The 22115-nt window shown below is 59.1% G+C and carries 23 protein-coding genes and 1 pseudogene; 4 read left to right on the forward strand and 20 right to left on the reverse strand.

The features are described from left to right. The first annotated feature begins 26 nt into the window (after positions 1–26). The gene (locus tag ASG68_RS16200; RefSeq protein ID WP_062582127.1) at positions 27–1043 is read left to right on the forward strand and encodes a class I SAM-dependent methyltransferase; all 1017 of its coding nucleotides are present in this window, start codon (positions 27–29) and stop codon (positions 1041–1043) included. 95 nt (positions 1044–1138) lie between these two features. Beyond that, entirely contained in the window at positions 1139–1384 is a 246-nt protein-coding gene (locus ASG68_RS16205; RefSeq protein ID WP_062582129.1) for a hypothetical protein, read from the forward strand. A gap of 6 nt (positions 1385–1390) precedes the next feature. Here the strand turns inward: ASG68_RS16205 and ASG68_RS16210 are convergent, their stop codons facing one another. From ASG68_RS16210 to fabA, 6 genes and pseudogenes are all read right to left on the reverse strand, one after another. Further along, positions 1391–1786 (reverse strand): type II toxin-antitoxin system HicB family antitoxin, encoded by a 396-nt coding sequence (locus ASG68_RS16210; protein WP_062582419.1) that lies wholly within the window; start codon positions 1784–1786, stop codon positions 1391–1393. 2 nt (positions 1787–1788) lie between these two features. Continuing rightward, positions 1789–1971, reverse strand: a pseudogene (locus ASG68_RS30690) (type II toxin-antitoxin system HicA family toxin). An 83-nt stretch (positions 1972–2054) separates the two neighbouring features. Beyond that, positions 2055–3941 (reverse strand): molecular chaperone HtpG, encoded by a 1887-nt coding sequence (htpG, locus tag ASG68_RS16215; protein ID WP_062582131.1) that lies wholly within the window; start codon positions 3939–3941, stop codon positions 2055–2057. A 101-nt stretch (positions 3942–4042) separates the two neighbouring features. Beyond that, on the reverse strand, positions 4043–4849 hold the full coding sequence (gene fabI, locus ASG68_RS16220) for an enoyl-ACP reductase FabI (protein WP_062582133.1): 807 nt from the start codon (positions 4847–4849) through the stop codon (positions 4043–4045). Positions 4850–4853: 4 nt separating this feature from the next. Continuing rightward, positions 4854–6077, reverse strand: a complete 1224-nt coding sequence (gene fabB / locus ASG68_RS16225) for a beta-ketoacyl-ACP synthase I (protein ID WP_062582135.1) — start codon at positions 6075–6077, stop codon at positions 4854–4856. 48 nt (positions 6078–6125) lie between these two features. After that, the gene (fabA, locus tag ASG68_RS16230) at positions 6126–6641 is read right to left on the reverse strand and encodes a 3-hydroxyacyl-[acyl-carrier-protein] dehydratase FabA (RefSeq protein ID WP_062582137.1); all 516 of its coding nucleotides are present in this window, start codon (positions 6639–6641) and stop codon (positions 6126–6128) included. A gap of 319 nt (positions 6642–6960) precedes the next feature. Between fabA and irrA the strand changes: the two genes are divergently transcribed. Continuing rightward, positions 6961–7380 carry an iron response transcriptional regulator IrrA gene (gene irrA / locus ASG68_RS16235; RefSeq protein WP_062582138.1) on the forward strand — a complete coding sequence of 140 codons (420 nt, stop codon included), beginning with the start codon at positions 6961–6963 and terminating at the stop codon, positions 7378–7380. 15 nt (positions 7381–7395) lie between these two features. Here irrA and ASG68_RS16240 read toward each other — a convergent pair whose 3' ends face one another. From ASG68_RS16240 to ASG68_RS16290, 12 genes are all read right to left on the reverse strand, one after another. Then, positions 7396–8031, reverse strand: a complete 636-nt coding sequence (locus ASG68_RS16240; RefSeq protein WP_062603576.1) for a trimeric intracellular cation channel family protein — start codon at positions 8029–8031, stop codon at positions 7396–7398. Between the two features lie 72 nt (positions 8032–8103). After that, positions 8104–8892: a YdcF family protein gene (locus tag ASG68_RS16245; protein WP_062582143.1), complete on the reverse strand. Its 789-nt coding sequence runs from the start codon at positions 8890–8892 to the stop codon at positions 8104–8106. A gap of 146 nt (positions 8893–9038) precedes the next feature. Next, positions 9039–10226, reverse strand: coding sequence for a TMEM43 family protein (locus ASG68_RS16250; RefSeq protein WP_062582144.1), 1188 nt, complete (start codon positions 10224–10226; stop codon positions 9039–9041). 233 nt (positions 10227–10459) lie between these two features. Then, positions 10460–11017 carry a transglutaminase-like cysteine peptidase gene (locus ASG68_RS16255; RefSeq protein WP_162243600.1) on the reverse strand — a complete coding sequence of 186 codons (558 nt, stop codon included), beginning with the start codon at positions 11015–11017 and terminating at the stop codon, positions 10460–10462. Between the two features lie 79 nt (positions 11018–11096). Further along, positions 11097–11285 carry a hypothetical protein gene (locus ASG68_RS31745; RefSeq protein WP_162243599.1) on the reverse strand — a complete coding sequence of 63 codons (189 nt, stop codon included), beginning with the start codon at positions 11283–11285 and terminating at the stop codon, positions 11097–11099. Positions 11286–11303: 18 nt separating this feature from the next. Next, a complete protein-coding gene (locus tag ASG68_RS16260; protein ID WP_082478492.1) occupies positions 11304–13454 on the reverse strand; it encodes a GumC family protein in 2151 nt (716 codons plus the stop codon). Between the two features lie 133 nt (positions 13455–13587). Continuing rightward, positions 13588–14364, reverse strand: a complete 777-nt coding sequence (locus ASG68_RS16265) for a metallophosphoesterase (RefSeq protein ID WP_062582149.1) — start codon at positions 14362–14364, stop codon at positions 13588–13590. After that, complete coding sequence (locus ASG68_RS16270) at positions 14361–15770, reverse strand: O-antigen ligase family protein (protein ID WP_062603574.1); 1410 nt, start codon at positions 15768–15770, stop codon at positions 14361–14363. The genes ASG68_RS16265 and ASG68_RS16270 overlap by 4 nt, the downstream gene beginning before the upstream one ends. Positions 15771–15884: 114 nt before the next feature. Further along, a complete protein-coding gene (locus tag ASG68_RS16275) occupies positions 15885–16550 on the reverse strand; it encodes a hypothetical protein (RefSeq protein ID WP_062582152.1) in 666 nt (221 codons plus the stop codon). 385 nt (positions 16551–16935) lie between these two features. After that, positions 16936–17190, reverse strand: a complete 255-nt coding sequence (locus ASG68_RS16280) for a hypothetical protein (protein ID WP_062582154.1) — start codon at positions 17188–17190, stop codon at positions 16936–16938. Between the two features lie 455 nt (positions 17191–17645). Next, positions 17646–18650 (reverse strand): NAD-dependent epimerase, encoded by a 1005-nt coding sequence (locus tag ASG68_RS16285; protein WP_062582156.1) that lies wholly within the window; start codon positions 18648–18650, stop codon positions 17646–17648. 42 nt (positions 18651–18692) lie between these two features. Continuing rightward, complete coding sequence (locus ASG68_RS16290) at positions 18693–20000, reverse strand: UDP-glucose dehydrogenase family protein (RefSeq protein WP_062582158.1); 1308 nt, start codon at positions 19998–20000, stop codon at positions 18693–18695. Positions 20001–20198: 198 nt separating this feature from the next. On the opposite strand from ASG68_RS16290, the gene ASG68_RS16295 reads away from it, so the two are divergent. Beyond that, the gene (locus tag ASG68_RS16295) at positions 20199–20780 is read left to right on the forward strand and encodes a DUF1349 domain-containing protein (RefSeq protein WP_062582160.1); all 582 of its coding nucleotides are present in this window, start codon (positions 20199–20201) and stop codon (positions 20778–20780) included. Positions 20781–20784: 4 nt separating this feature from the next. Here the strand turns inward: ASG68_RS16295 and ASG68_RS16300 are convergent, their stop codons facing one another. Together ASG68_RS16300 and ASG68_RS16305 are read right to left on the reverse strand one after the other, a co-directional pair. Next, the gene (locus ASG68_RS16300) at positions 20785–21213 is read right to left on the reverse strand and encodes an OsmC family protein (protein WP_062582421.1); all 429 of its coding nucleotides are present in this window, start codon (positions 21211–21213) and stop codon (positions 20785–20787) included. Positions 21214–21279: 66 nt separating this feature from the next. Further along, positions 21280–21999 (reverse strand): Crp/Fnr family transcriptional regulator, encoded by a 720-nt coding sequence (locus ASG68_RS16305; RefSeq protein ID WP_062582423.1) that lies wholly within the window; start codon positions 21997–21999, stop codon positions 21280–21282. Positions 22000–22115: the final 116 nt, after the last annotated feature.

Raw genomic sequence — 22115 nt, forward strand, 5'->3', positions numbered from 1 at the left:
TCTTATTTCCCGCTAGGACCACGACGATGAGCCGCGACACGCTGAAGACCCTGTTCCATCCTTTCGAAACCGGCGTGATCCCGGCTCCGGCCGAAGGCGAGCGCGTGCTGTTCCTTGGCGCCGAGGCTGGCTACAGGCTGCCGGCGGAGTTTCTGGGTTCCATTGCCGCCGTCCAGGCTGCAAGGCCGCTACACAAGGCTCTGGAGGCCGCCAAGGCCCCGGTATCACCCACAGTCGAAGGCGACGACTACGACGCGGCGCTGATCCTTTGCGGCAAGCATAAGGGCGAGAACGAGGACCGGATTGCCGAGGCGCTCAAGCGCGTCAAGATCGGCGGCCTGATCGTTGTCGCCGGTGGCAAGGACGACGGCATCCAGTCGCTGCGCAAGCGCGTCAACCAGCTTGGTTGGGGCGGCGACAGCATGCCGAAATATCACGGCATCGCATTCTGGTTCGGCCGACCGGAAGATGCGTCCGACGTGATCGCCAAATATTCGAAGAAGCCCGTTCGCGTCGAGGGCCGGTTCGACGCGGCACCCGGCATGTTCTCGCATGACCGGATCGATGCCGGTTCTGAACTGCTGGCCTCGCGCCTTCCCGACGATTTCAGCGGCCATGCCGCTGATTTTGGTGCCGGCTGGGGCTATCTGTCGGTGATGCTGGCCGAAAAGTCGCCGCGCCTGAAGGGTATCGATCTGTTCGAGGCAGACTATCACGCGCTTGAGGCCGCTCGTGGCAACCTCAAGGCCAATTGTCCCAATGTCCCGACCCGCTTCTTCTGGCAGGACCTGACATCGGAAGAAACCCGCGACAAATACGACCTGATCATCATGAACCCGCCGTTCCATGAAACGCAGGCTGCCGATCCGGCGCTGGGTGCTGCGATGATCAAGGCGGCGGCGAAGGCGTTGAAGATCGGCGGTCGCTTGATGCTCGTCGCCAATCGCGGCCTGCCCTATGAGCCGGTTATGACCGAGACCTTCAAGGAATGGGGCGAGACCTGCCGCAACGCCCGTTTCAAGGTGCTCTGGGGCAAGCGCTGAGCCGCTGCTTTTGCAATTGCTTTATCGGTGAAACAGGTACACGCTGAGGCTCTCGCAGCTGCGCGCCGTTGGGGGCGCGTCAATGGAGTGTGCCGATGGTTTCAAGCTCTGGACACCGCCCGCCCGTGACCGAGGACGTCGCCGAGGCGATGATCAAGGATATCAAGAGCAGTGAGGGCAAGACGCCGACGTCGGAAGTGCCTCTGGCCTTCCAGACCGGTGCCGGCCGTCCACCCGTCGATCCCGTAGCGATCAACAATACCCGCAAGCAGATGACCCTGTTCGGCACCTTTGCCGTTGGGGTGCTGCTGGTCCTGCTGGTGGTCTGGTGGGCTGCCTAGGGCGTTTCAGGCCGCTTCGATTTCCTTGCGGGCGCAACTGGCAAGAAAGGCGGAACGCGTCAGCCCGCGCTCACGCGCGGCCGTATCGATGGCGTCCAGCATGCCCTTTTCAAAGGTGACATTCGCTCGCACGATCCGGGTATCGTCCTCTATGAAGGGAACCCGCATCATGAAAGCACCATTCGCCAGTTCTTCGCGAACATCCGCGCGTTGCATGACGATGTCATGGGACGAGGGTACCGGCATGGGCCGGTCCTCAGCCCAGAGGCGTATGGCTTCGACCGCATTGGCGGTTAAATCCTCTTCGACATCCGCAGCCGAGAAGACATCGGGAAGATCGGGGAAAGTGACGCCGTAGGCGCTGTCGCTGTCCTTGTGAACGAGAGCGATGAAATGCTTCATGGTCAAATCCATCCTGCCTGCTTTGCAATAGCGCGTGCGGTTCCAGTCGGCAGATCCTTTTTCGGATGAGGCACGATGATTGTCTTTGTGCCCTTGCGCAGCTTGTGGTGAGAGCCACTGATCGAGACAATCTCAAAGCCTTACGTTTTGAGCCGCTTTATGATGGCCTTGCTATCCCGCTCCATAAAATTGCATCCATAACTAGAGCGTCCAGTGCGCAATATAATACGCATTTAGCGTTAGTGCAATCTCAGCGCAGAGACAGGTTTTAAGCGTTCAAAGCCCGCTCGAACAACCGCGACAGCCGGTCGGCAAAGGCGCGGGGATCCTCCGGCTTGTCGCCGTCGAGGACACGGGCCTGGTCGAGCAGGAGTTGGACGGCGTCCGTGCGGAAGGCTTCGTTGCCGCCGGCGGCCAGTGCCGCGATCAGACTATGGCCTGGATTGATCTCCAGCACCGGTTTTGCCACCATATCCAGCCGGCCGGAGCCCTGCAGCAGCTTTTCGAGCTGGCGATCGTAGCCGCGTTCCGGCGCCACCAGGCAGACGGCGCTTTCTGTCAGGCGGTCGGAGGCGCGCACGTCTGAGACGGTGTCGCCAAGCGTCGTCTTGGCAAAGGCAATGAAATCGCTGACGACCTGTGTGGTTTCCGGTGTCGCCGCGGTTTCGCCGTCGGTCTTTGGCACCTGGGCAAGGTCGGCAGCGCCTTGGGTGATCGACTTGAACGGCTTGCCTTCGAAGTCGGACGCGGCCGTCACCCAGAAACTGTCGACGGAATCCGTCAGCAACAGGACTTCAATCCCGCGCGCGCGAAAACCTTCGAGCTGCGGCGAGGCCTTCAGCCGATCGAGGTCGTCGCCGGCGAGATAGTAGATCGCCGCCTGCGCGTCCTTCATGTCCTTGACATAGTCGGCCAGCGTGCGGGTGGCTGTGTCGGATGCGGTCGTGCGGAAGCGCGACAGCGACATCAACTGCGACCGGCGCTCGACATCGTCGTAGATGCCTTCCTTCAGCACTGCGCCAAAGGCGTCCCAGAGCTTGGCGAATGCATCCGCGTCGCTGTCGGCGAGCTTCTCGATGGCAGTCAGGATGCGGTTGGTCAGGCCCTTGCGGATGGCGGCAAGGATCGGGCTTTCCTGGATCATCTCGCGCGAGACGTTGAGCGGCAGGTCGGATGTGTCGACGAGGCCGCGCACGAAGCGCAGGTAGCGCGGCAGAAGCTCGGCGTCATCGGTTATGAAGACGCGCTTCACATAGAGCTTCATACGACCCTTGCCGCTCGGGTCGAACATATCCAGCGGCTTCGATTCCGGCACGAAGGCGAGACCGGTATATTCATGTCGTCCTTCGGCGCGGAAATGCACCGTCACCGCCGGCTCGTCGTAATGACCGGAAACGCCACGGTAGAAATCGGCGTATTCATCCTTGGTGATCTCGTTGCGGGATTTGGTCCAGAGTGCCGTGCCGTCGCCGATGCGCTCAGGCTCCGCGCCGGGCTTCTCGATCAGGTCGATCGGCACGGGAACATGGCCGGACTGATCCTTGACGATGCGCGAGACGTCCCATTTAGACGTATAGTCCTTGGCATCCTCCATCAGGTGCAAGGTGATGCGGGTGCCGCGCGCCGGGGCATCAGTGAGATCGGCTTCCGAGACCGTGTAGCTTCCCTTGCCGTCCGACGACCAGGTCCAGGCCTCCTGGCTGCCGGCGCGACGCGAGACGACATCGACTGTCTCGGCCACCATGAAGGCGGAATAGAAGCCGACGCCGAACTGGCCGATCAACTGGGCGCCTTCGCCCGCCTTTGCCGCCTCGACGCGCTCCATGAAGGCGCGTGTGCCGGAGCGAGCGATCGTGCCGAGTGCCTCGACCATGTCCTCGCGGCTCATGCCCATACCGTTGTCGGCGATGACAAGCCGGTTCGCATCGGAGTCCAGCGTGACCGTGATCAACGGCGTCGGATCGTTGGCCAGAAGCTCAGGCGTCGCGATCGCCTCGTAGCGCAGCTTTTCGCAGGCATCGGCCGCGTTGGAGATCAGTTCGCGGAGAAACACATCCTTATCGGAATAGACCGAGTGCACCATGAGGTGCAGCAGCCGCGCGACATCGGCTTCGAAAACATGATTTTCGACGGGTTTTTCAGCGGCATTGCTCATACGGATCGGGCCTCAACGTGAATCTGGATGGTTTGCGCGCTCTGAACTGGCAAGCACAGATGCAAAATTCAAGAGGCACGAAAGGGCAGGCGGGTCGGAGCTTACTCCGAATCCGCCGAGCGCAGGGTGTCGAGTGCCGGCATCGAGGTGATATTGTAGCCGGAATCGACATAATGGATTTCGCCGGTGACGCCGCGCGACAGGCCGGAGAGCAGATAGAGTGCCGAGCTGCCGACGTCCTCGATTGTCACGGTGCGGCGCATCGGAGAATTCTTCTGCTGCCAGGACAGCATGGCGCGCGCATCGGAAATGCCGGCGCCGGCAAGCGTGCGGATCGGCCCGGCCGAGATCGCGTTGACGCGGATACCGCGCGAACCGTAGTCGGAAGCGAGATAGCGCACAGAAGCCTCGAGCGCTGCCTTGGCAACGCCCATGACATTGTAGTTCGGCATGACGCGCACGGAGCCGCCATAGGTCAGCGTCAGCATCGTGCCGCCGTCTGTCATCAGGTCGGCCGCCCGCTTGGCTATCTCCGTGAAGGAGAAGCAGGAAATGACCATGGTCCGGCTGAAATTGTCACGCGAGGTATCGGCGTAAAGACCCTTCAGCTCATTCTTGTCGGAAAAGCCGATGGCGTGAACGATGAAGTCGAGCTTGCCCCACTTTTCCTTGAGCGTGTCGATGACGGCATCGACGGAGGCGATATCCTCGACATCGCAGGGCAGAAGAATATCGGAGCCGACCTCTGCAGCCAGCGGCTTGACGCGCTTGCCGAGCGCCTCGCCCTGGTAGGTGAAGGCCAGTTCCGCACCCTGTGCCGCGACCGCCTGGGCGATGCCCCATGCGATCGAGTGGCTGTTGGCGACCCCCATGATGAGACCGCGTTTTCCGTTCATGATGCCGGTCATGGTATTATCCGTTGTAGCGCTGGAACACGAGCGTCGCGTTGGTGCCGCCGAAGCCGAACGAGTTGGAAAGCGCGGTATTGATCGTCGCATTGTCGATGCGCTTGCGAACGATCGGCACGCCGTCGAATTCCGGATCGAGTTCGGTGATATGGGCGCTTTCGCCGATGAAACCGGCCTGCATCATCAGGAGCGAGTAGATCGATTCCTGCACGCCGGCTGCCCCCAGCGAGTGACCGGTCAGCGACTTGGTCGACTGGATATGCGGGATCTTGTCGCCGAAGACTTCGCGGATGGCGCCGATTTCCTTCGAATCGCCAACCGGCGTCGATGTGCCGTGGGTGTTGACGTAGTCGACTTCGCCCTTCACCGTCGAGAGTGCCTGGCGCATGCAGCGGATGGCGCCTTCGCCCGAGGGAGCGACCATGTCGTAGCCATCGGAAGTCGCGCCATAGCCGGTGATTTCGGCGTAGATCTTGGCGCCGCGCGCCTTGGCGTGTTCCAGTTCTTCCAGAACCAGAACACCGGCGCCGCCGGCAATAACGAAACCGTCACGCGAAACGTCGTAGGCGCGCGAGGCGGTCGAGGGCGTGTCGTTGTACTTGGAGGACATGGCGCCCATGGCGTCGAACAGGTTCGACATGGTCCAGTCGAGGTCTTCATGGCCGCCGGCGAACATGACGTCCTGCTTGCCCCACTGGATCATTTCCATGGCATTGCCGATGCAGTGCGCCGACGTGGAGCAGGCTGACGAGATCGAATAGTTGACGCCGTGGATCTTGAACCAGGTGGCAAGCGTCGCCGATGCCGTCGAGGACATCGCCTTCGGTACGGCAAACGGGCCGATGCGCTTGGGCGAATTGTTCTTGATAGTGATCTCGGCCGCGTCGATCAGCGTGCGGGTGGACGGGCCGCCCGAACCCATGATGATGCCGGTGCGCTCGTTGCCGCCAACGTCCTTGTCCTCAAGACCGGAGTCGGCAATCGCCTGCTTCATCGCGACGTGGTTCCACATGCCGCCCTGCGACAGGAAGCGTGCGGCGCGGCGATCGACGAGTTCGGTCGTATCGATGTTGGGTGCGCCCCAGACCTGGCACTTGAAGCCGTGTTCGGCGAAATCGTTGGAAAACGAAATGCCGGACTTTGCCTCGCGCAGCGACGCCGTGACTTCCTGTGCGTCATTTCCGATGGAGGAAACGATACCCAGACCCGTGACAACAACCCGTCTCATGTCGATGACCTCTTCTTTTTTACTCTGAATACAGTTTCAAACTGCGGTTCAGGCTGTTTTTTCCTTCGACAAGCCGACGCGCAGGTCAGTTGCCTGGTAAATGGTCTCGCCGTCCGCCTTCAGCCAGCCGTCGGCCGTACCGAGAACGAGGCGTCCGCGCATGACGCGCTTGAAATCGATGCCATATTCGAGAAGCTTGGTTTCGGGGCGAACCATGCCCTTGAACTTCACTTCGCCGGTGGACAGCGCCATGCCGCGGCCCGGCTCGCCGAGCCAACCGAGGAAGAAGCCCGTCAGCTGCCACATGCCGTCGAGACCAAGGCAGCCCGGCATGATCGGGTTACCCTGGAAATGGCAGGGGAAATACCAGTCGTCCGGCTTCACGTCGTATTCGGCGCGGATATAGCCCTTGTCGAAGGCGCCGCCGGTTTCGGAAATGTCGGTGATGCGATGAACCATCAGCATCGGGGGCAGGGGAAGCTGGGCATTGCCCGGGCCAAACAGTTCGCCGCGACCACAGGTCAGGATCTCTTCATAGTTGAAGCTGGATTGTCTGGTCGTCATGGAACTGTCGTTTCCCCGCTACATCTGTTTTCGTTGTCTTGGTTTAGAGCAAGATTGGTGCAATTTGAAGCGCTGGGATGACGTTCCCGGTTCTTCGCACGTGTTGTTGTCTTGCCGTGACCAAGGTTAATTTCCGCCGTCGCATACATGATGGGCGCAGCAACAGCCAGTGATAATTGGTTTTTGCCCCAGGAATCGGACCGTTTTTCATGGCTTGGCCGCCCGAACCGGCTGCTTACTATTGAAAGCATTCCCAGCTAAAGTTATATCGGCACTGGAAAACTGTTCTGCAATAGCTTGAAAGCATGGATCCGTCCGCATGACGACAGCCATCGAGATTCGTTCAGAAGAACGCTTGCGCCGCTCCGGCCTTCGGCCGACGCGGCAGCGTATGGCGCTCGCCGACCTGATCTTCGCCAAGGGCGACCGCCATCTGACCGTGGAAGAACTGCACGAGGAAGCTGTCTCGGCCGGTGTCCCGGTCTCGCTTGCAACGGTCTACAATACGCTGCACCAGTTCACCGAAGCCGGAATGATCCGGGTTCTGGCTGTCGAAAGTGCCAAGACCTACTTCGATACGAACGTTTCCGATCATCATCACTTCTTCGTCGAAGGCCACAACGAAGTCCTCGATATTCCGATCAACAGCATCACGATCGGTAATCTGCCGGAACCACCGGACGGCATGGAAATCTCCCATGTCGATGTGGTAATCCGTCTGCGTCAGAAGCGGGACTGACGCTTCTTTTTCCCATTACATCACATCGTTGGGGTCACGGCCGGGGCGCGGATCGCCCGTCGGCAGCGTCCAGCCATATTTCAGCGCGCCGCCGCGCACGGCAAAGGCCGTCACGACGCCAAGGCTCGAAGCGATGAGCAGGGGGGCGCCGAAAGAGGTTGCTGCCGTGAAAACGCCGGCGCCGGCCAAGGCGGCTGTTACATAGATTTCCGGCCGTAGCAGTACCGATGGTTCGCCGGCGAGGATATCGCGCAGGATTCCGCCGAAGGTTGCTGTCAGCATGCCGGTGACCAGCGCCACGATCGGTGAGCCGGTTGCGGCAAGTCCCTTGGCAGCGCCCATGACGCTGTATGCAGAGAGCCCAACGGCATCCAGCCAGACCAGGAATTTGTAGCGCGATTCCATCAGATGGGCAGAGAAGAAGACGAGAAGGCCGGCGCAGCCGCAGACGACCAGATAGATCGGGTTGACCACCCAGAAGACAGGTGTTGCGCCAAGGATGACATCGCGCAGGGTACCGCCTCCAATGCCGGTGACGGAGGCGAGGAAGATATAACCGATGATGTCGAGCTGCTTACGTGAGGCGGACAAGGCACCGGTGGCCGCGAAGACTGCCACCCCGGCATAATCGAGAATTTCCAGGATCGGCATGTTGTCCCCTCCGCCAGAGACCTGAGAAGGATCATACACGTGCCGCCGCGTCAACGGTGCGGGTGAGGACGGCTATCGCGGAAACAGCGCGTGCGTCCGGCCGCTGATGTAATAGGTAGTCAGCCCGGCCCATTCGCGAAGCGCCGTGGTGGTCAGTTGCGCATTCAGCGACGGCTGGCTGAAATCCAGGCCAAGAGCCAGCTTGCCGCTGGTGCGGTAATCCACCGGCCAAGGGGTCACAGTAATTCCGAGTTTGCGGAACAGACCGACGGATCGCGGCATGTGGAAGGCGGATGTGACGAGAGCACAGTCGGAAAGTCCGTTCGCCTCGAGCAACTGCTTCGTATTGGTGGCGTTTTCGAATGTCGTGCGCGATTGATCCTCGCGGATCAGCCGATCCGGTGCAATGCCGAATGTCGAGAAGAAGACGGCCGAGCTTTGCGCGTCTCCATCATATCGACCGCTGAAAGAGCCATCGCCGCCGGATACGAGGAGGCGGGCCGCCGGATAGGCCTGCGCGAGTTTCAGTCCTTCGACGAACCTGTCGGCCGCCTGGTTGAATTCGATGCCGCCGCGCGATGCGATGACTTCGTTTTCGAAGGCGCCACCGAGGATGATGATGCAGGAGAGATCGGCGGGCAGGCTTGCCGGCCTCGCAATGCGATTTTCCAGACCCTGGAGCATGACCGCGCCGGTACTGGTGAAGAGGGTGAAGAAGAACAGGGTGACAGCGAGCCCGGAGAGGAAGCCATAGACCCGCTGAAAGCCCGAGGCACCGAAGATGAAGCTGACAATCAGAAGGATGAAGATCAGGGAAAGCGGCTGGGCCAATAGCCAGAACAGTTTTGACGCGAGAAACATGTGGTCCTGTTATCGAATCGTCCAGCGGTGACTGCGGGATGGTGCGCGGCGACCGTAACAGTCAAATGTGAAGGTGGCAAAGGGGCACCTGTCCTTCAGGGAACTGGCAGATGAAAGGCGCGCCGAAACCGCGCGCCTCTCTGGCGTCAGGCCGGCCGGCCGAGGTGTGGCTGGGTCTGAACTGCCGGCACCTTGCCGCGTCTGAGGTAGATGATCGCAGCCGCAATCAGGACGCCAATGGCGATGATGGCGATGGCGAGCACCGGCCTGTAGGCGATCCAGGCAATCGCCATTACCAGCGGCCCCAGCAGCAGGGTGAGGATGACGGCGATGACGGTGGTGCCGAAGCCGACGATCGAACCGACGAAGGGGATGACGTCGGCGATGATGCCGAGGATCGAGAGCAGCATCACGAAACCGATGAACATGCCGAACAGCCCGCCGAAGCGGATGAGCCAGGTGATCAACGTGTTTTCACTCTGCGCTGCGTCGAACATTTCCGCCGGGGTTTCACGACCGGCGCCGCTCAGGAGAATTTCGCGGCCGTTCGACGCCTTGTATGCGGTGATTGACGTGCCCTTTTGCGCGCCCACGAAGCTGGCCTCGGAGATATCGGCGCGGGTAAAGCTGATACGCAGGTCGCCGACCGCTGGGCTCTGACGGCTGTTGCCGACATAAAGCGTCGTTCCATCCGCCTTCACCGGCTTTGCGGTGCCGAGCGCCGATGCCACCCGTCCGGCGACATCCGGGGTGAGCTTGACCGGGCTGTCGGCGCCGAGATTGGCGACCGTCTCGCCATCGACCGTGAAAGCGCCGAGTGTTGCGGTTGCCACCGTGAAGCGATCCCCTTCAAGCGGCATGTCGGGGTTCTGGTGCTGGTCCGGCTGCTTGAAATCGGAGGAATCCACGCGACGCGGCCGCCACTCCTTCTTGTAGGTGTAGGTCGTGACAGTTTCTTCGCCGCCGCCGAGCGTCTTCTTGGTCTCGCTGCTCGAATCCTCCACCCACTGATACATCTCGACCTTGCGGCTGAGCCCCGCCGCACCTTCGGCGACAACGCCGAGTGCTGCATCCTCCGGCGTGCCGTCCGGTTTCACGGGTCCGGAAACATGGATGAGCTTGCCTTCATTGGCGGCGTCGATGCTGCCGCTATCGACGGAAACCACCAGGCCGGCGCCTTCGACCAGCGCACGATAGGTCTGCACGGAGCGGCCCTCGTTCCAGGACAGAAGCCAGATCATCCCAAGCACGAGCAGCGGGCCGATCACCAGGCCGACAAGGCCGCTTTTCAGTCGCGAAAACCACGATGTCGTTGTTGTTTCGGTAAAGCTCATGCCCCTCGTCCCTCTGCTGGTGCTTGCCGTCCTTGACGGTTGGTTCCGCACGCTTATTCGCCGATACAGGTGCTATCAGAAAATCAGCAAAATTAAATATACTCCTGCAGAGTTCGAGTGAACACTCTTTGGGGGCTTTTTGCCTTTTCGCTCTTCGACGCGATATGTCCCGTCAACGAAAACGGGGAAGCCGTTGGCTTCCCCGTCTAATATCTCAAATCTAAGCAGGCGGATCAGCGCGACCAGCGGCTCGGGTTGGCGGATGCAACGCTGACGAAGCGATAGCCGGTCTGGTTGCGCTTGACGATGGTCTTGCGCAGGTTGTCGAGGGCAAACTCGCCGGCGGACGTCTTGACGAGCAGGATGGCGTGGCTTTCGCCGCGCGGCGTGCGAACGACGGCAACGCGCAGGGCGCTCGTCGGGATGCCGGCCTTGATGAGGCGGCTGCGCTTGGTCATGACATAATCATCGCAATCGCCATAGAGCGGGTTGAGCGACCATACATCGACGCGCTCGTTCAGCGGACGGATGCTGCGGTTGACCGCGCGGTTGACCGAGGCGAGCAGGTTGCGTGTCTTTGCGGTGTAGGCGACTTCCGACTTGGCGCTCTTGGTGCATTCTTCGACATGATCGAGGCAATAGAGCGAAAATGCGATGGGCGCGACCTTGGTCTGGCCCTGAGCCTTGTAGGCGCCGCGCGCCGAGCCGAGATTGATGGCGTTTGCCGAAGAGATCGTGGTGGCGCCGAGAGCTGCGACGGTCGCAAGTGCGATGATGATTTTGTTAAACATGATCCGTGTCCCTGTTTCTATGGCCTTCTGTCCAAGGCCTTTTTGTTGACCGAATTCATTTCGGATCAGGTTGGGAGCATCATGCTGCGAAGCGGAACACATCCGTTTCATCCACCTGTATCATCACGATACACAGGGCGGTTTTCGAGCCGCTTAAATGGAAAGATACAATTTTACGCAATTCGCTTTTTTCTGCACTATCGCTTGTTGCGCAGTGCTTGCGCGGTTTCCGGGCATAAAAAAAGGAGGCCGGGGCCTCCTTTTCCAAAATCGATTCCCGGTCCGGTCATTCGGTATAGTAGCCGGAATAGCTGTAATTGCCCGACATCTTGGCCCGATCCTGCTGATTGAGCAGCGTGACGATACCGGCATCGGGGTTCTTGTTTTCCTTGAGGGCCGCAACGGCACGCTTGGCGCTGGATTGGGGCGTGCTGGCCCATTTGATGACGAAGACGATCATGTCGGCGTGACGGGCTAGGTAAAGGCCGTCGACGACCGGCTCCACCGGCGGCGTATCGAGAATGACGTAATCGAAATGTTTGCGGGCGCTGGACAGGATGCGGCCCATCTTCTCGCTCATCACCAGTTCGTCGGTGGCGATGTCGCTACGGCGTCCACCCAGCAATACCGTCAGGTTCGACAGCGGGTCCCGCATGATCAGCGATGTCAGCGTTGCCGAACTGCGATCCTGACGGAGATAGTCGATGAAGTCGTGGTTGGGTTCCAGGTTGAGTTGCTTGTTCACGCTTGGCTTGCGCAGGTCGCAGTCGATCAGCAGCGTTCGCTTGCCGGTCAAGGCATAGGCGCGGGCAAGCGACAGCGCCATCGTCGATTTGCCCTCGTTCGGCAGGGCCGAGGAAACCATGATGATGGCACCCTCGTCGGCGTCCTGGGACTTCACGCCGGTATGCTTGCGTTCCTGTTGGTCGAGTGTCAGCCGCAGCCGGCGCACGCTCTCGCTGAACAGGGACAGGGGAGCTGTCACCATGAGGTCGGCGAGACTGGATGTGGGGCTGGCAAGCTTGTGATGTTCGTCACCGGTCGCCTGGCGTGGCGCAATGGCCGATAGAGGAACCTTCAGAACCGCTTCGATCTGGTTTTCACTGACGAAGCCGCCGATGAAGTATTCCCGCAGGATCGCAAGACCGGTGCCGAAGCCAATCGCGAACAGCAGCGACATCCCGAGGATGACCTTGTTGTTGGGGAAGGATGGCGATGTCGGAACCAGTGCGGCGGAAACCACCCGGCTGTCGGGCAGCTGCAGCGAGGCTTGCGACTCCAGCTCGGTCTTGCGCGATAGAAGTGTCTGATATTGCTGGCGTGCGATTTCCGACGACTTCTGCATGCTGAACATCTGGGCCAACACTTCCATGGGCAGATTGCTGTCCAATACAGTGCTGCGGATCTTCTTGCGGACATCGTCGGCTTGCTTCTGATAATTTTCGACAGCTTTCTGCAGATTGTCGACTTCCTGCGTCGCGGCGCTTGAGAGCGAATTATCGACCTTGGCCAGTTCTGCGCGCAGGTTGATCGATTCTGGACTATCGGATGTCGTGGATGCAATGCGTTTGGCGAGGTCTTCGCGCTGGCTCTGCAATTCGGCGAGCGCTTGCGAGCCAAGTTCATTCACCAGGCTCGAAAAATCCTGCGACTGCAGAGAAGCTTGCAATGTCGTGATACGGCGAAGTTCCGATGTGCGATCATCGTTGATCTTGGACAGTTCGGCCTTCAGGTCGGTCAGGCCGACGGCGTTGGATTGTTTTTCGAGGCGCTCGATGTTCTCCGAAATGTAGGAATCGAAGTCGTTCTCGCTGGCGACCATGGCGGCATTGGCCGCTTCGACCTGCTTTTGGATGGTGTCGCGATTTGTCAGCGTCGATGCGACTTTCGCGTTGAGTTGTTCACTGATGTAGATTTCGCCGAGCGAGTTGGCGAGCGTCGCAGCCTTGACCGGATCGGTAGAGACCACGCCCACATTGATGACATAGGTCAGCCCTTCGCGGTTGACTCGAACGGCCGACTTGAACGCATCGAGGACGCGGGCAAGCGCTTCATCGCCAGTCGGTGCCGGCGGTAACGGTATGCGCAGCCAGGACAGGATCTTGTCCTTCAGGGACACCTTGATGCCAAATTCGCTGTCGGTAACCAGATTGTTCTCCCGAACAACGTTCAGAAGGACGCTGTCCGATTTCAATATGGCGACTTCGCTTTCAATTCGAGAATTGTCGGCATTCGGATTCGACATCCCGTTCACGGATGTCAGGAGATTCTTGACGCTCGTATCGACAAAGACGAGTGAATTGGCAGTATATCTTGGTGTCAGAGAGTAGGTGAATACAATAGTTAAAACTAATATTGTGGCTATAGTGGACAGGATCAACCAAAGCTGCCGGCGAATTAATCCAAGAATGCCTCGGAGGTCAATTTCTGCATCCATTAGTTTGTAACCATCATTGCACGACGTGTGTCGTTATTGTAAATATTTTATATAACTGATTGCTGCTGTGCAGCATGATGTCTCAAGTTCTACCAGATTAACGCCACTCGGCAATTGCGAAATTCAAACATCATTAACTGCATTGGATGATCTCTGGAGCATTGCGACCTGAAAGACGCACCGCCGACAGAACTCCGCTCATGAAAGCACCGGTGTCGAGGTTGATACGATCCGCTCCGATTTCGACATTGCTCACCGGCGTGTGTCCGTGAACTATAACGAAATCATTTGTAGCCACACGTTTTTCGTCGGCACCGGGGCGTAGCCACAACAGGTCGGCATCGTCTTGCTCGGCAAGCCGAACGCCGTCGCGTATTCCAGCATGGACAAAACAATATCCGGGGACGCTCACAAGGGAAGGCAATGTCTCCAGGAAGGTCAGATGCTCATCGGGAAAACGCGCCAACAGGGCATTTTTCAGCGCATGCCTGTTGGACGGAATCTTGTGAAGACCATAGGAATAGAGTGTTTCCAGACCTCCGAAATCCAGCCAGCGGTGATCGGCCGATGGATTGTGGAAGAAGTCGAGCATGACATCTTCATGGTTTCCGGCAAGGCAGATGCGCTTGATGTCGGCACGCGGGCGGCTTGTCAGCCGGTCCATTACCGAGGCGGATTTCGGTCCCCGGTCGACATAGTCACCGAGCATGATCAGCCACTTGGCTCCCTGCCGATTGCGGCTGTCTTCGAAAATGAGATCTTCCAGTCGCCCCAGCATGTCGTCACAACCGTGCACGTCGCCGATGGCGTAGATGTGGTCGGGAGCTTCATCGAAAAACAGTTTCCGTCGTTGTGACGCGACGGCAGGCGCGCTTTTCCCGCGCAGGAAATTAAGAAACTCGCCGATCATGCTGCCCCCTTCTCGCCGGCGTTGACGAGTTCGAAACGTCTGGCCCAGGCCGCTCCAGCGATGACGACGAATGCGAAAGTCACAGCCTCGATTTCAAGGCTGAAATCCACGAGGGAATGGACTGCGCCGATCAATATGACACTAATCCCGGATCTGAGCAGCATCTCCTGCCCAGGCGCTTTCACATAGGCCGCGCACAATTGAAACAGGATGATGGCGACCATGAGCATGGGGATCGTCCCGAAGATGACGCCATATTCCGCCCATAAGGCGAGATATGTGGAGTGCGCCCTGTCCCAGACGAGATCGAAGCTCACAGGAGCCTGATGGAACAGCGGATAGGCATATTCGAAACTGTTGCCGCCGAATCCGAGGAGGGGGCGCGTCTCGATCATTCCCAAGACCTGATGATACAGTTGCATCCGGATTTCGGATGCGTCGGCAACTTCTCCGACCCGTTCCACGAAGGCAGCGCCATAGCCGATCATGCCCGTGCCCACGATCACGGGGATGAGCAGGAGAAAGATCCAGATGGCGGCCCTGTTCGTCCCGACTGTTCGTTTGGCCAGCACCAGCAGAATCGACGTGATCATGCCGCAGCAGGCGGCGAACAGGCCCATGCGGGAATTGGTTGCAATGAGCGTGATAACGAGAATGAGCCAGCCAAGACCGATTATGATGACGCCACCCTTGCCGAGATAGCGCCCCAACACGGAATTATCACTCTTGCCAGGCAGGGTTTCAGTCAAGCGCTCGACCATCAGATTGATACCGAGGACGCTGCCGAAGGCGAGAAATGTCGCATAGGAGTTTCGGTTGGTGAAACCGCCTATGGCGGAGCCGAAATACTTCCATTTCGGGATACCGAGGATCGTATCGCCGAACTGCAGCAGAAACAGCAAGCCGACGACGGCATGGATGACGATGATCCAATACACCAGATTGATGAAGATGCGCGCGCGCTGCGGATTGCTGGTCACCTGCAGAACCAGAAAGAACAGCAGGCCATAGTTTGCCCAGCGCACAAGCGCGAGAATGGTGTCATGCGGTGTCAGGCTGATCGTGTTGAGGGTGATAGCGGTGGACGGATCTGCGATCGAGAAAACAGCGGGTGCGAGACCGCCGACCGGCAGGGCCTGAATCGCCATATAGAAGCCAAGGCAGGTGAAAAGCCCGAACAGCACGAGCAGGTTGCGTGGAGCGATCCGGAACCGGGCCCCCGACAAAGCCATGCGGGCAAACAACACAGCCCCGCAGAACGATATCAGCATTGACCACAGCAGCCAGAGCGACGGCTTGGTGCTGCCGAAGGCGAAGGGCGACAGAAAAATCACTGACAGGATTGGCCACATCAACTGATTGTTCAGCCGAAAGCGATCCGAATGGTAGCGTGTGGTTTTTCTCATTGGCTCAAGCCTGCCGTCCTGGCATCGGAGAGAGATAGCTGCGCCATATCGCGGCTGCAAATTCAAGAGCAGGCGCGGCCTTCAGCGTCGAAACTGGTGGGCGAACAGACCGGGTCATCCTTCGGGCAACGATTTCCGGACGGAGTTCAGAAATGCACGCTGCCGATCCTGTGGCATCTTCTCGACAATCGCCGTTATGCGGACACGGAAATCCGGGTCTGAAACATAGCGCTTGGCGATGAGCTGCACGCCTTTCCAGCTGCTGGCTAGAAGTGTCAGATCGGCGTTTTCGGCTCTGACCGATTCCGCGCTAAGTTTTGATAAGTGGGTTTCCGCAAGATTTGTCCGCAGGAGTGCGATCCACATTTCGTTCGGACCGGTCAGTTGCGATTTCTGCAAGGCGGCGTTGAACTCATCCTGCTGTTTCAGTCGAACCGACGCAGCCGCGCGTACCAGCCAGGCGAACGAATCTGTCGGGGTGACAGCAACGATCCGAGCGGCACGCTCGCCACATATCGCGATAACGTTGCGGACCGCGTCATCGACTAGATCAAAATCATGATAGCCGAGAACGATGCGGTAGCAATCCCGCATGACCAGCGTCTTGGAATAGGAGGACAACCCGAACCCGAACTCCTCGTCGGCGAAGTTATCCGCGACCAAGGCCTGTTCATAGGGTTTGGCGGTGAATGGTGCCAGCTCTCGCCACAGGCCATATCCGCTGGCAAGTGCCATGAGCAAGCAGCAGAACATGGCAATCCATTTTCGCTGCTTTACCATGGCGTGTGTGCTCTGACATTTTTTCCACGCCACGCAAACGCCGGTTGCGGTTCATGCAATATATTCAAAGTATTCATACCTGTCTCGGCTTCGGCGTGCGGGGAGAGCGGGGCGTCGTATCCCGAAAATTCGCGCCATCAGTTACCGCTCTGCATTCACGGGAAGCGAGAGTGCTGCTGACGAGGCGGACAGCTGCAAGGTATGAGGACATTTCCGAATCGGCTCCATGCGCTGCTGCGGCATTTCATAAATCGGCTTGGAGAATATCAAGCGYCCGTTAAATCAATCACAACAGCTTGGCCGGCGTGCGGATACGATTTGTCGCATCGAACAACGCAAACAAAAAAGCGCCCCGAAGGGCGCTTTTTCGAGGAAATCGTGAAAATCAGCCGCTGGCCGGTTCGCCGAAGTTCGGGTTGTCGATAGTCGCCGTTGCATCGCCAGGTGCATTTTGCGAGAGAGCAGCAACAACGTCCCGGACAAACGGAACTTGCGCTGCCGCAGCTTCGCTAAGGCCTGCCGCTGCACTTTCGGCAACGCTGGCAAGGGAGACGGAAAGTTCGGGATTGGCGATAGCAACCTTACCGATCGCCTTCACCAGAGCGATGAGCAGCTTGTCCTTCGCAGGGCCAGCCGGCATGGCCGCGATTTCTGCGGCGAGGCTCTGTGCTTGGTTGACGCAGTCGCTCGTGCAGCTTCCAAGAGCGTCAACTGTACGACCTGACGGTGCGGCAAACGAGGGTGTAAAGGAAAGTGATGCCCCGATCGTCAGGGCGGAAATCAACAAAGCCCGCTTAAACATAATATACCCCTTTGAAATTGGAGTGGACCCTGAAACCCTCTCCTCATTAAACTTATAATAACCACGTTAGAATTTAGGAATGGCGAATGTCAAGTCTGAATCCGGATAACAACCGGATTTGGCTGGTGAAACGCCTCTGAAATCCCGTATTTGGTGCATTGCAGCAACAGTTTTCACTGCAATGCACCGAAAGGTGGTATGGCAAGCAAATGCCATGAGTGTGTGACTGCGTCAAATAGAGATACAAGCTATGATTAGCGGATATACTTAAGACGGCTCCGCGAGGCCCTGGTTCAGGAGATCACCATCTCTGCGCGATACCAATCGACAAAACGTTTGACGCCTTCCTCGACGGAAATCGAGGGCTTGAAACCCGTCAAGGCATTCAGGAGATCGGGTGCCGCGAAGGTACGGGGCACGTCGCCCTGCTGCATCGGCAGCATCGTGCGGACCGCCGGCTTGCCGACGGCGGCTTCCACGGTTTCCACGAACTGCATCAGTTCCACCGGCTGGCCGCCGCCGACATTGACGATGCGGAACGGGGCATGGTGGGAGAGGGTGTCGATGTCGGCGACGCGGTTGGCCTCCGTCGGAACCGACACCATCAGTCGGACGATCCCTTCAACGAGGTCGTCGATATAGGTGAAGTCCCGGCTCATCTTGCCTTCGCCGTAAATCTCGATCGGCCGGTCATTGAGGATGCTGTCGACGAACTTGAACAGCGCCATGTCAGGCCGGCCCCACGGACCATAGACCGTGAAGAAGCGGAAGGCGGTGGTCGGAATGCCATAGAGATGGGCATAGCTGTGCGCCATCAGTTCGCCGGACTTCTTGGTGGCTGCATAGAGCGTCATGGGCTCGTCTGCGCGGTCTGTTTCGGCAAAGGGAATCTTCTCGTTGGCGCCGTAGATAGACGAGGTGGAGGCCAAAAGCAGGTGCTTCGGCTGCACGGCCTTTGCCAGTTCAAGAATGTTCCACGAGCCGATCAGGTTGGAATCGACATAGGCCTTGGGGTTTTCGAGGCTATAGCGGACGCCGGCCTGGGCGGCGAGATGGACGACCACGTCGGGTTCGCCGACTTCCGCCGCCTTGTCCAGCGCATTCCGATCCTCAAGCATGCCGACAACTGGCCGAAAACCGTTGGAGCGCGACAGGATGGAGTGGCGTCGCTCCTTCAGGCGGACATCGTAATAAGGCGTCATGCCATCGAAGCCGGTGACGAAATGGCCGTCGTCGAGCAGTCTCTTGGCGAGATGAAACCCGATGAAACCTGCCGTTCCCGTGATCAGATAGCGCATGCCCGCCCCCTCAGTCCGTCTACATTCGAAAGATGTCGTCCGTTATTGCGGTCGCCCGACGCTGGTGTAGCTGAACCCGTGCTTCGTGACCTCGCCGGCCTGATAGATATTGCGGAGATCGACCAGAACCGGCGTGTTCATCAGCGACTTCAGTCGCGGCAGGTTCAGCGCCCGGAACTCGTTCCATTCTGTGACGATCACTAGCACGTCTGCACCTTCGGCCGCTTTGTAGGGGCTGTCGGCATAGGCGATGCCGTCGATGACATGGCGTGCATTATCCATGCCCTCGGGATCATAGCCGGTGACGATGGCGCCGGCATCGGTCAAGGCCTGGATGACCGCGATCGCCGGGCTGTCACGCATGTCGTCGGTGTTGGGCTTGAAGGTGAGGCCGAGCACCGCGACCTTCTTGCCACGCACCTCGCCGCCGGCGGCGGCAATGACCTTGCGGCCCATGGCGCGCTTGCGGTTGTCATTGACGGAGACGACGGTCTCGATCAGCCGCACCGGGCTGTCGTGATCCTGGGCGGTCTTGACCAGTGCCAACGTGTCCTTGGGGAAGCAGGAGCCGCCATAACCCGGACCGGCATGCAGGAATTTTCCGCCGATGCGGCCATCGAGCCCGATACCGCGTGCCACTTCCTGCACGTTGGCGCCGACCTTTTCGCAGAGATCCGCCATTTCGTTGATGAAGGTGATCTTCATAGCAAGGAAGGCATTGCCGGCATATTTGATCAGTTCGGAGGTGCGCCGCGTGGTAAACAGGAGCGGCGACTGGTTGAGATAGAGCGGGCGGTAGACCTCGGTCATGACGGCGCGGGCGCGCTCGTCATCCAAGCCGATGACGATGCGGTCGGGCCGCTTGAAATCGTCGATCGCGGCACCTTCGCGCAAAAATTCAGGGTTCGAGACGACGGCGATATCCGCGTCCGGATTAGTCTCGCGCATGATCCGCTCGACCTCGTCACCGGTGCCGACCGGCACGGTCGACTTGGTGACGATGACAGTGAAGCCCGTTACGTGGGCGGCGATCTCGCGGGCGGCATCATAGACATAGGAGAGGTCGGCATGACCGTCGCCGCGCCGCGAGGGTGTTCCAACGGCGATGAAGATCACGTCGCTCTGGGAGACGCTTGATGCGAGGTCGGTCGAGAAGTTGAGACGGCCATCCTTGACATTGTCTGCCACCAGTTGCTCAAGTCCCGGTTCGAAGATCGGGATGCGGCCCGCCAGAAGCGCGTCGATCTTGGCCGCGTCCTTGTCCAGGCAGGTGACCTCGTGACCGAAATCGGCAAAGCAGACGCCGGAAACAAGCCCGACATACCCGGCACCGATCATCGTGATTTTCATGACAAACTCCAGAATAACATCGCGGACGCGCAGTCGGCCGGAAGGGGGCGTTGGCCACGCGTGGCGGCAATCCATAGTCAAACAGACGCGCCTTGCCAATGGCGCATGTGAACGCGCGCCTCGGGTAGGGGCTTGCCACCAGGCAAGCCGTGGCTAGATTCGCGGTTCGTTGAAGACCGAAAGGGTGAGGAGTTTCGCGTGGACAAGGCTTTTCGCTGGCACAACGAGCCCTCCCGGTGGAGCGATGAGGCGGCGTCGCTGACGCTGAAGACGGATGCCAAAACCGACTTCTGGCGCTCAACCTTTTACGGCTTCATCCGCGATAGTGGCCATGCCTATCTGCGCCCGGTCTCGGGCGATTTCACCGCCTCAGCGACGATTCTCGGACAATACGAGACCCTCTACGATCAGGCCGGGCTGATGCTGCGGCTGGATGAGAGCAACTGGATCAAGTGTGGCATCGAATATACCGATGGCCTGATGCATTTCAGCGTGGTGGTGACGCGCGAGGTTTCCGATTGGTCGGTCATTCCGCTGCACGGGATCGCTCCATCCGCTCCGCTGTTCGTCCGGTTGACCCGCCACGGTGATGCCGTGCGGGTGCAGTTCCGGTTCGATGCTGATGCCCCATGGCAGATGGCGCGGCTCTGCCCGTTCTCATCCGCCGATGCCGAGATCGGCGTCACGGCCTGTTCGCCGGAACGGGAAGGTTTTGAAGCGACATTCCGTGATATTACCGTCGGCGAACCGATCAGGAGGTCCCTTCACGACGGGGATTAGGCGGTTAGTCCGAGACTTTGAGTGAAAAATCCGCGCCGCCGCGCAGCGTGTTGCTGACCGTGCAGATTTCTTCTTCGGCAGCCTTGGCAATCGCATGGCGTGATTCATCATCAATGTCGCCGCGGATTGTCAGCATGATATTGAAGCGCTTGACGCGGGACAGGCCTTCGCTCGCCTTTTCGCCGGTCACGTCCGCGCGAATATCCGTCAACCTGTCGAGCAGCCCCATCTGGTTGGCGGCGATGCGGGCGCTCATGGCCATGCAGGCTGACAGCGAGGCATAGAGCAAGTCGATCGGATTAAAACCGGGCTGCGAAGCGCCGGTGACGATCTGGATTTCACCGCCGGTTGCCGAGGTCACAAGCGGAAACCCATGTCGGCGGAGAACCGCGCTGGCGCCGGTTGGCCTTACCTTCGTCGTCTGCTCCGCCATTTCGATCCCCATATCTGGCTTGAAAGCCAAGAGATGGAGCGTTTGGTCGCCGGATGCAACCTCACGCTAGCGCGGTTCCACGGTCTGGCTGAGATAGGTGGGGTCGAACTGTGCCAGTTCCTGCAAACGTCCCCAGTCGAGAATGGTGATCATCTGGCCGATCCAGGTCAGAAGCTCTGCCTTGCGCAGTATCTGCAGGGTCTTGTTGAGATGGACCAGCGAAATGCCGAGCACATCGGCCAGCTCCACCTGGGTCAGCGGAAAATGAAAGCTGTAGCCGGTCGTGCGACCGACGACCTGCAACCGCATGAACAGTTCGCAAACGAGGTGGGCAAGATGGGCCTTCTTCGACCGTCTTCCCATCGCCACGATCCACTCGCGATGAATGGCGCCGTCCACCAGTGTGTCCAGCCAGAACAGTCGGCTGAGATGCGGTTGGGTTTCGGAGATTGTCTTGAGATCGCTGTGCTCCACGAAGGCAACGTGGCAGGGCGACATCGCGACGATGCCGTGATCCATGGTTTTCAAAAGAAAGGCGTGTAGGTCGACGAAGTCTCCGGCGATATGCAGCGCGGTGATCTGCCTTGTACCATCCGCGAGAAACTTGTAGCGGGCGGCAAAACCATCGATCAGCAAGGTGCTGTAGCCCGGCCGTGACCCTTCGACCACGATTTCCTCGTCCACCTTGAAGCGCCGGTCGCGCCAGATCAAGCTTCTGAGCAGCGACACCTCGTGCGGCGTCACCACGTCATGGCTTTGGAGGTTGAGGAGCAGGGAATCGATCAATTTGCGGCATGCCATCAGTGGGTTGGACATTCCAACTATCCCACAAACGGCCGGGGCTCATTTAACATTGACACATAAGTGACGAATCTGTCGGCTTTCAGGAACTATTTTAGATG

The sequence above is a fragment of the Rhizobium sp. Leaf453 genome, from assembly GCF_001425605.1.
In the GTDB taxonomy this organism is placed as follows: domain Bacteria; phylum Pseudomonadota; class Alphaproteobacteria; order Rhizobiales; family Rhizobiaceae; genus Pararhizobium.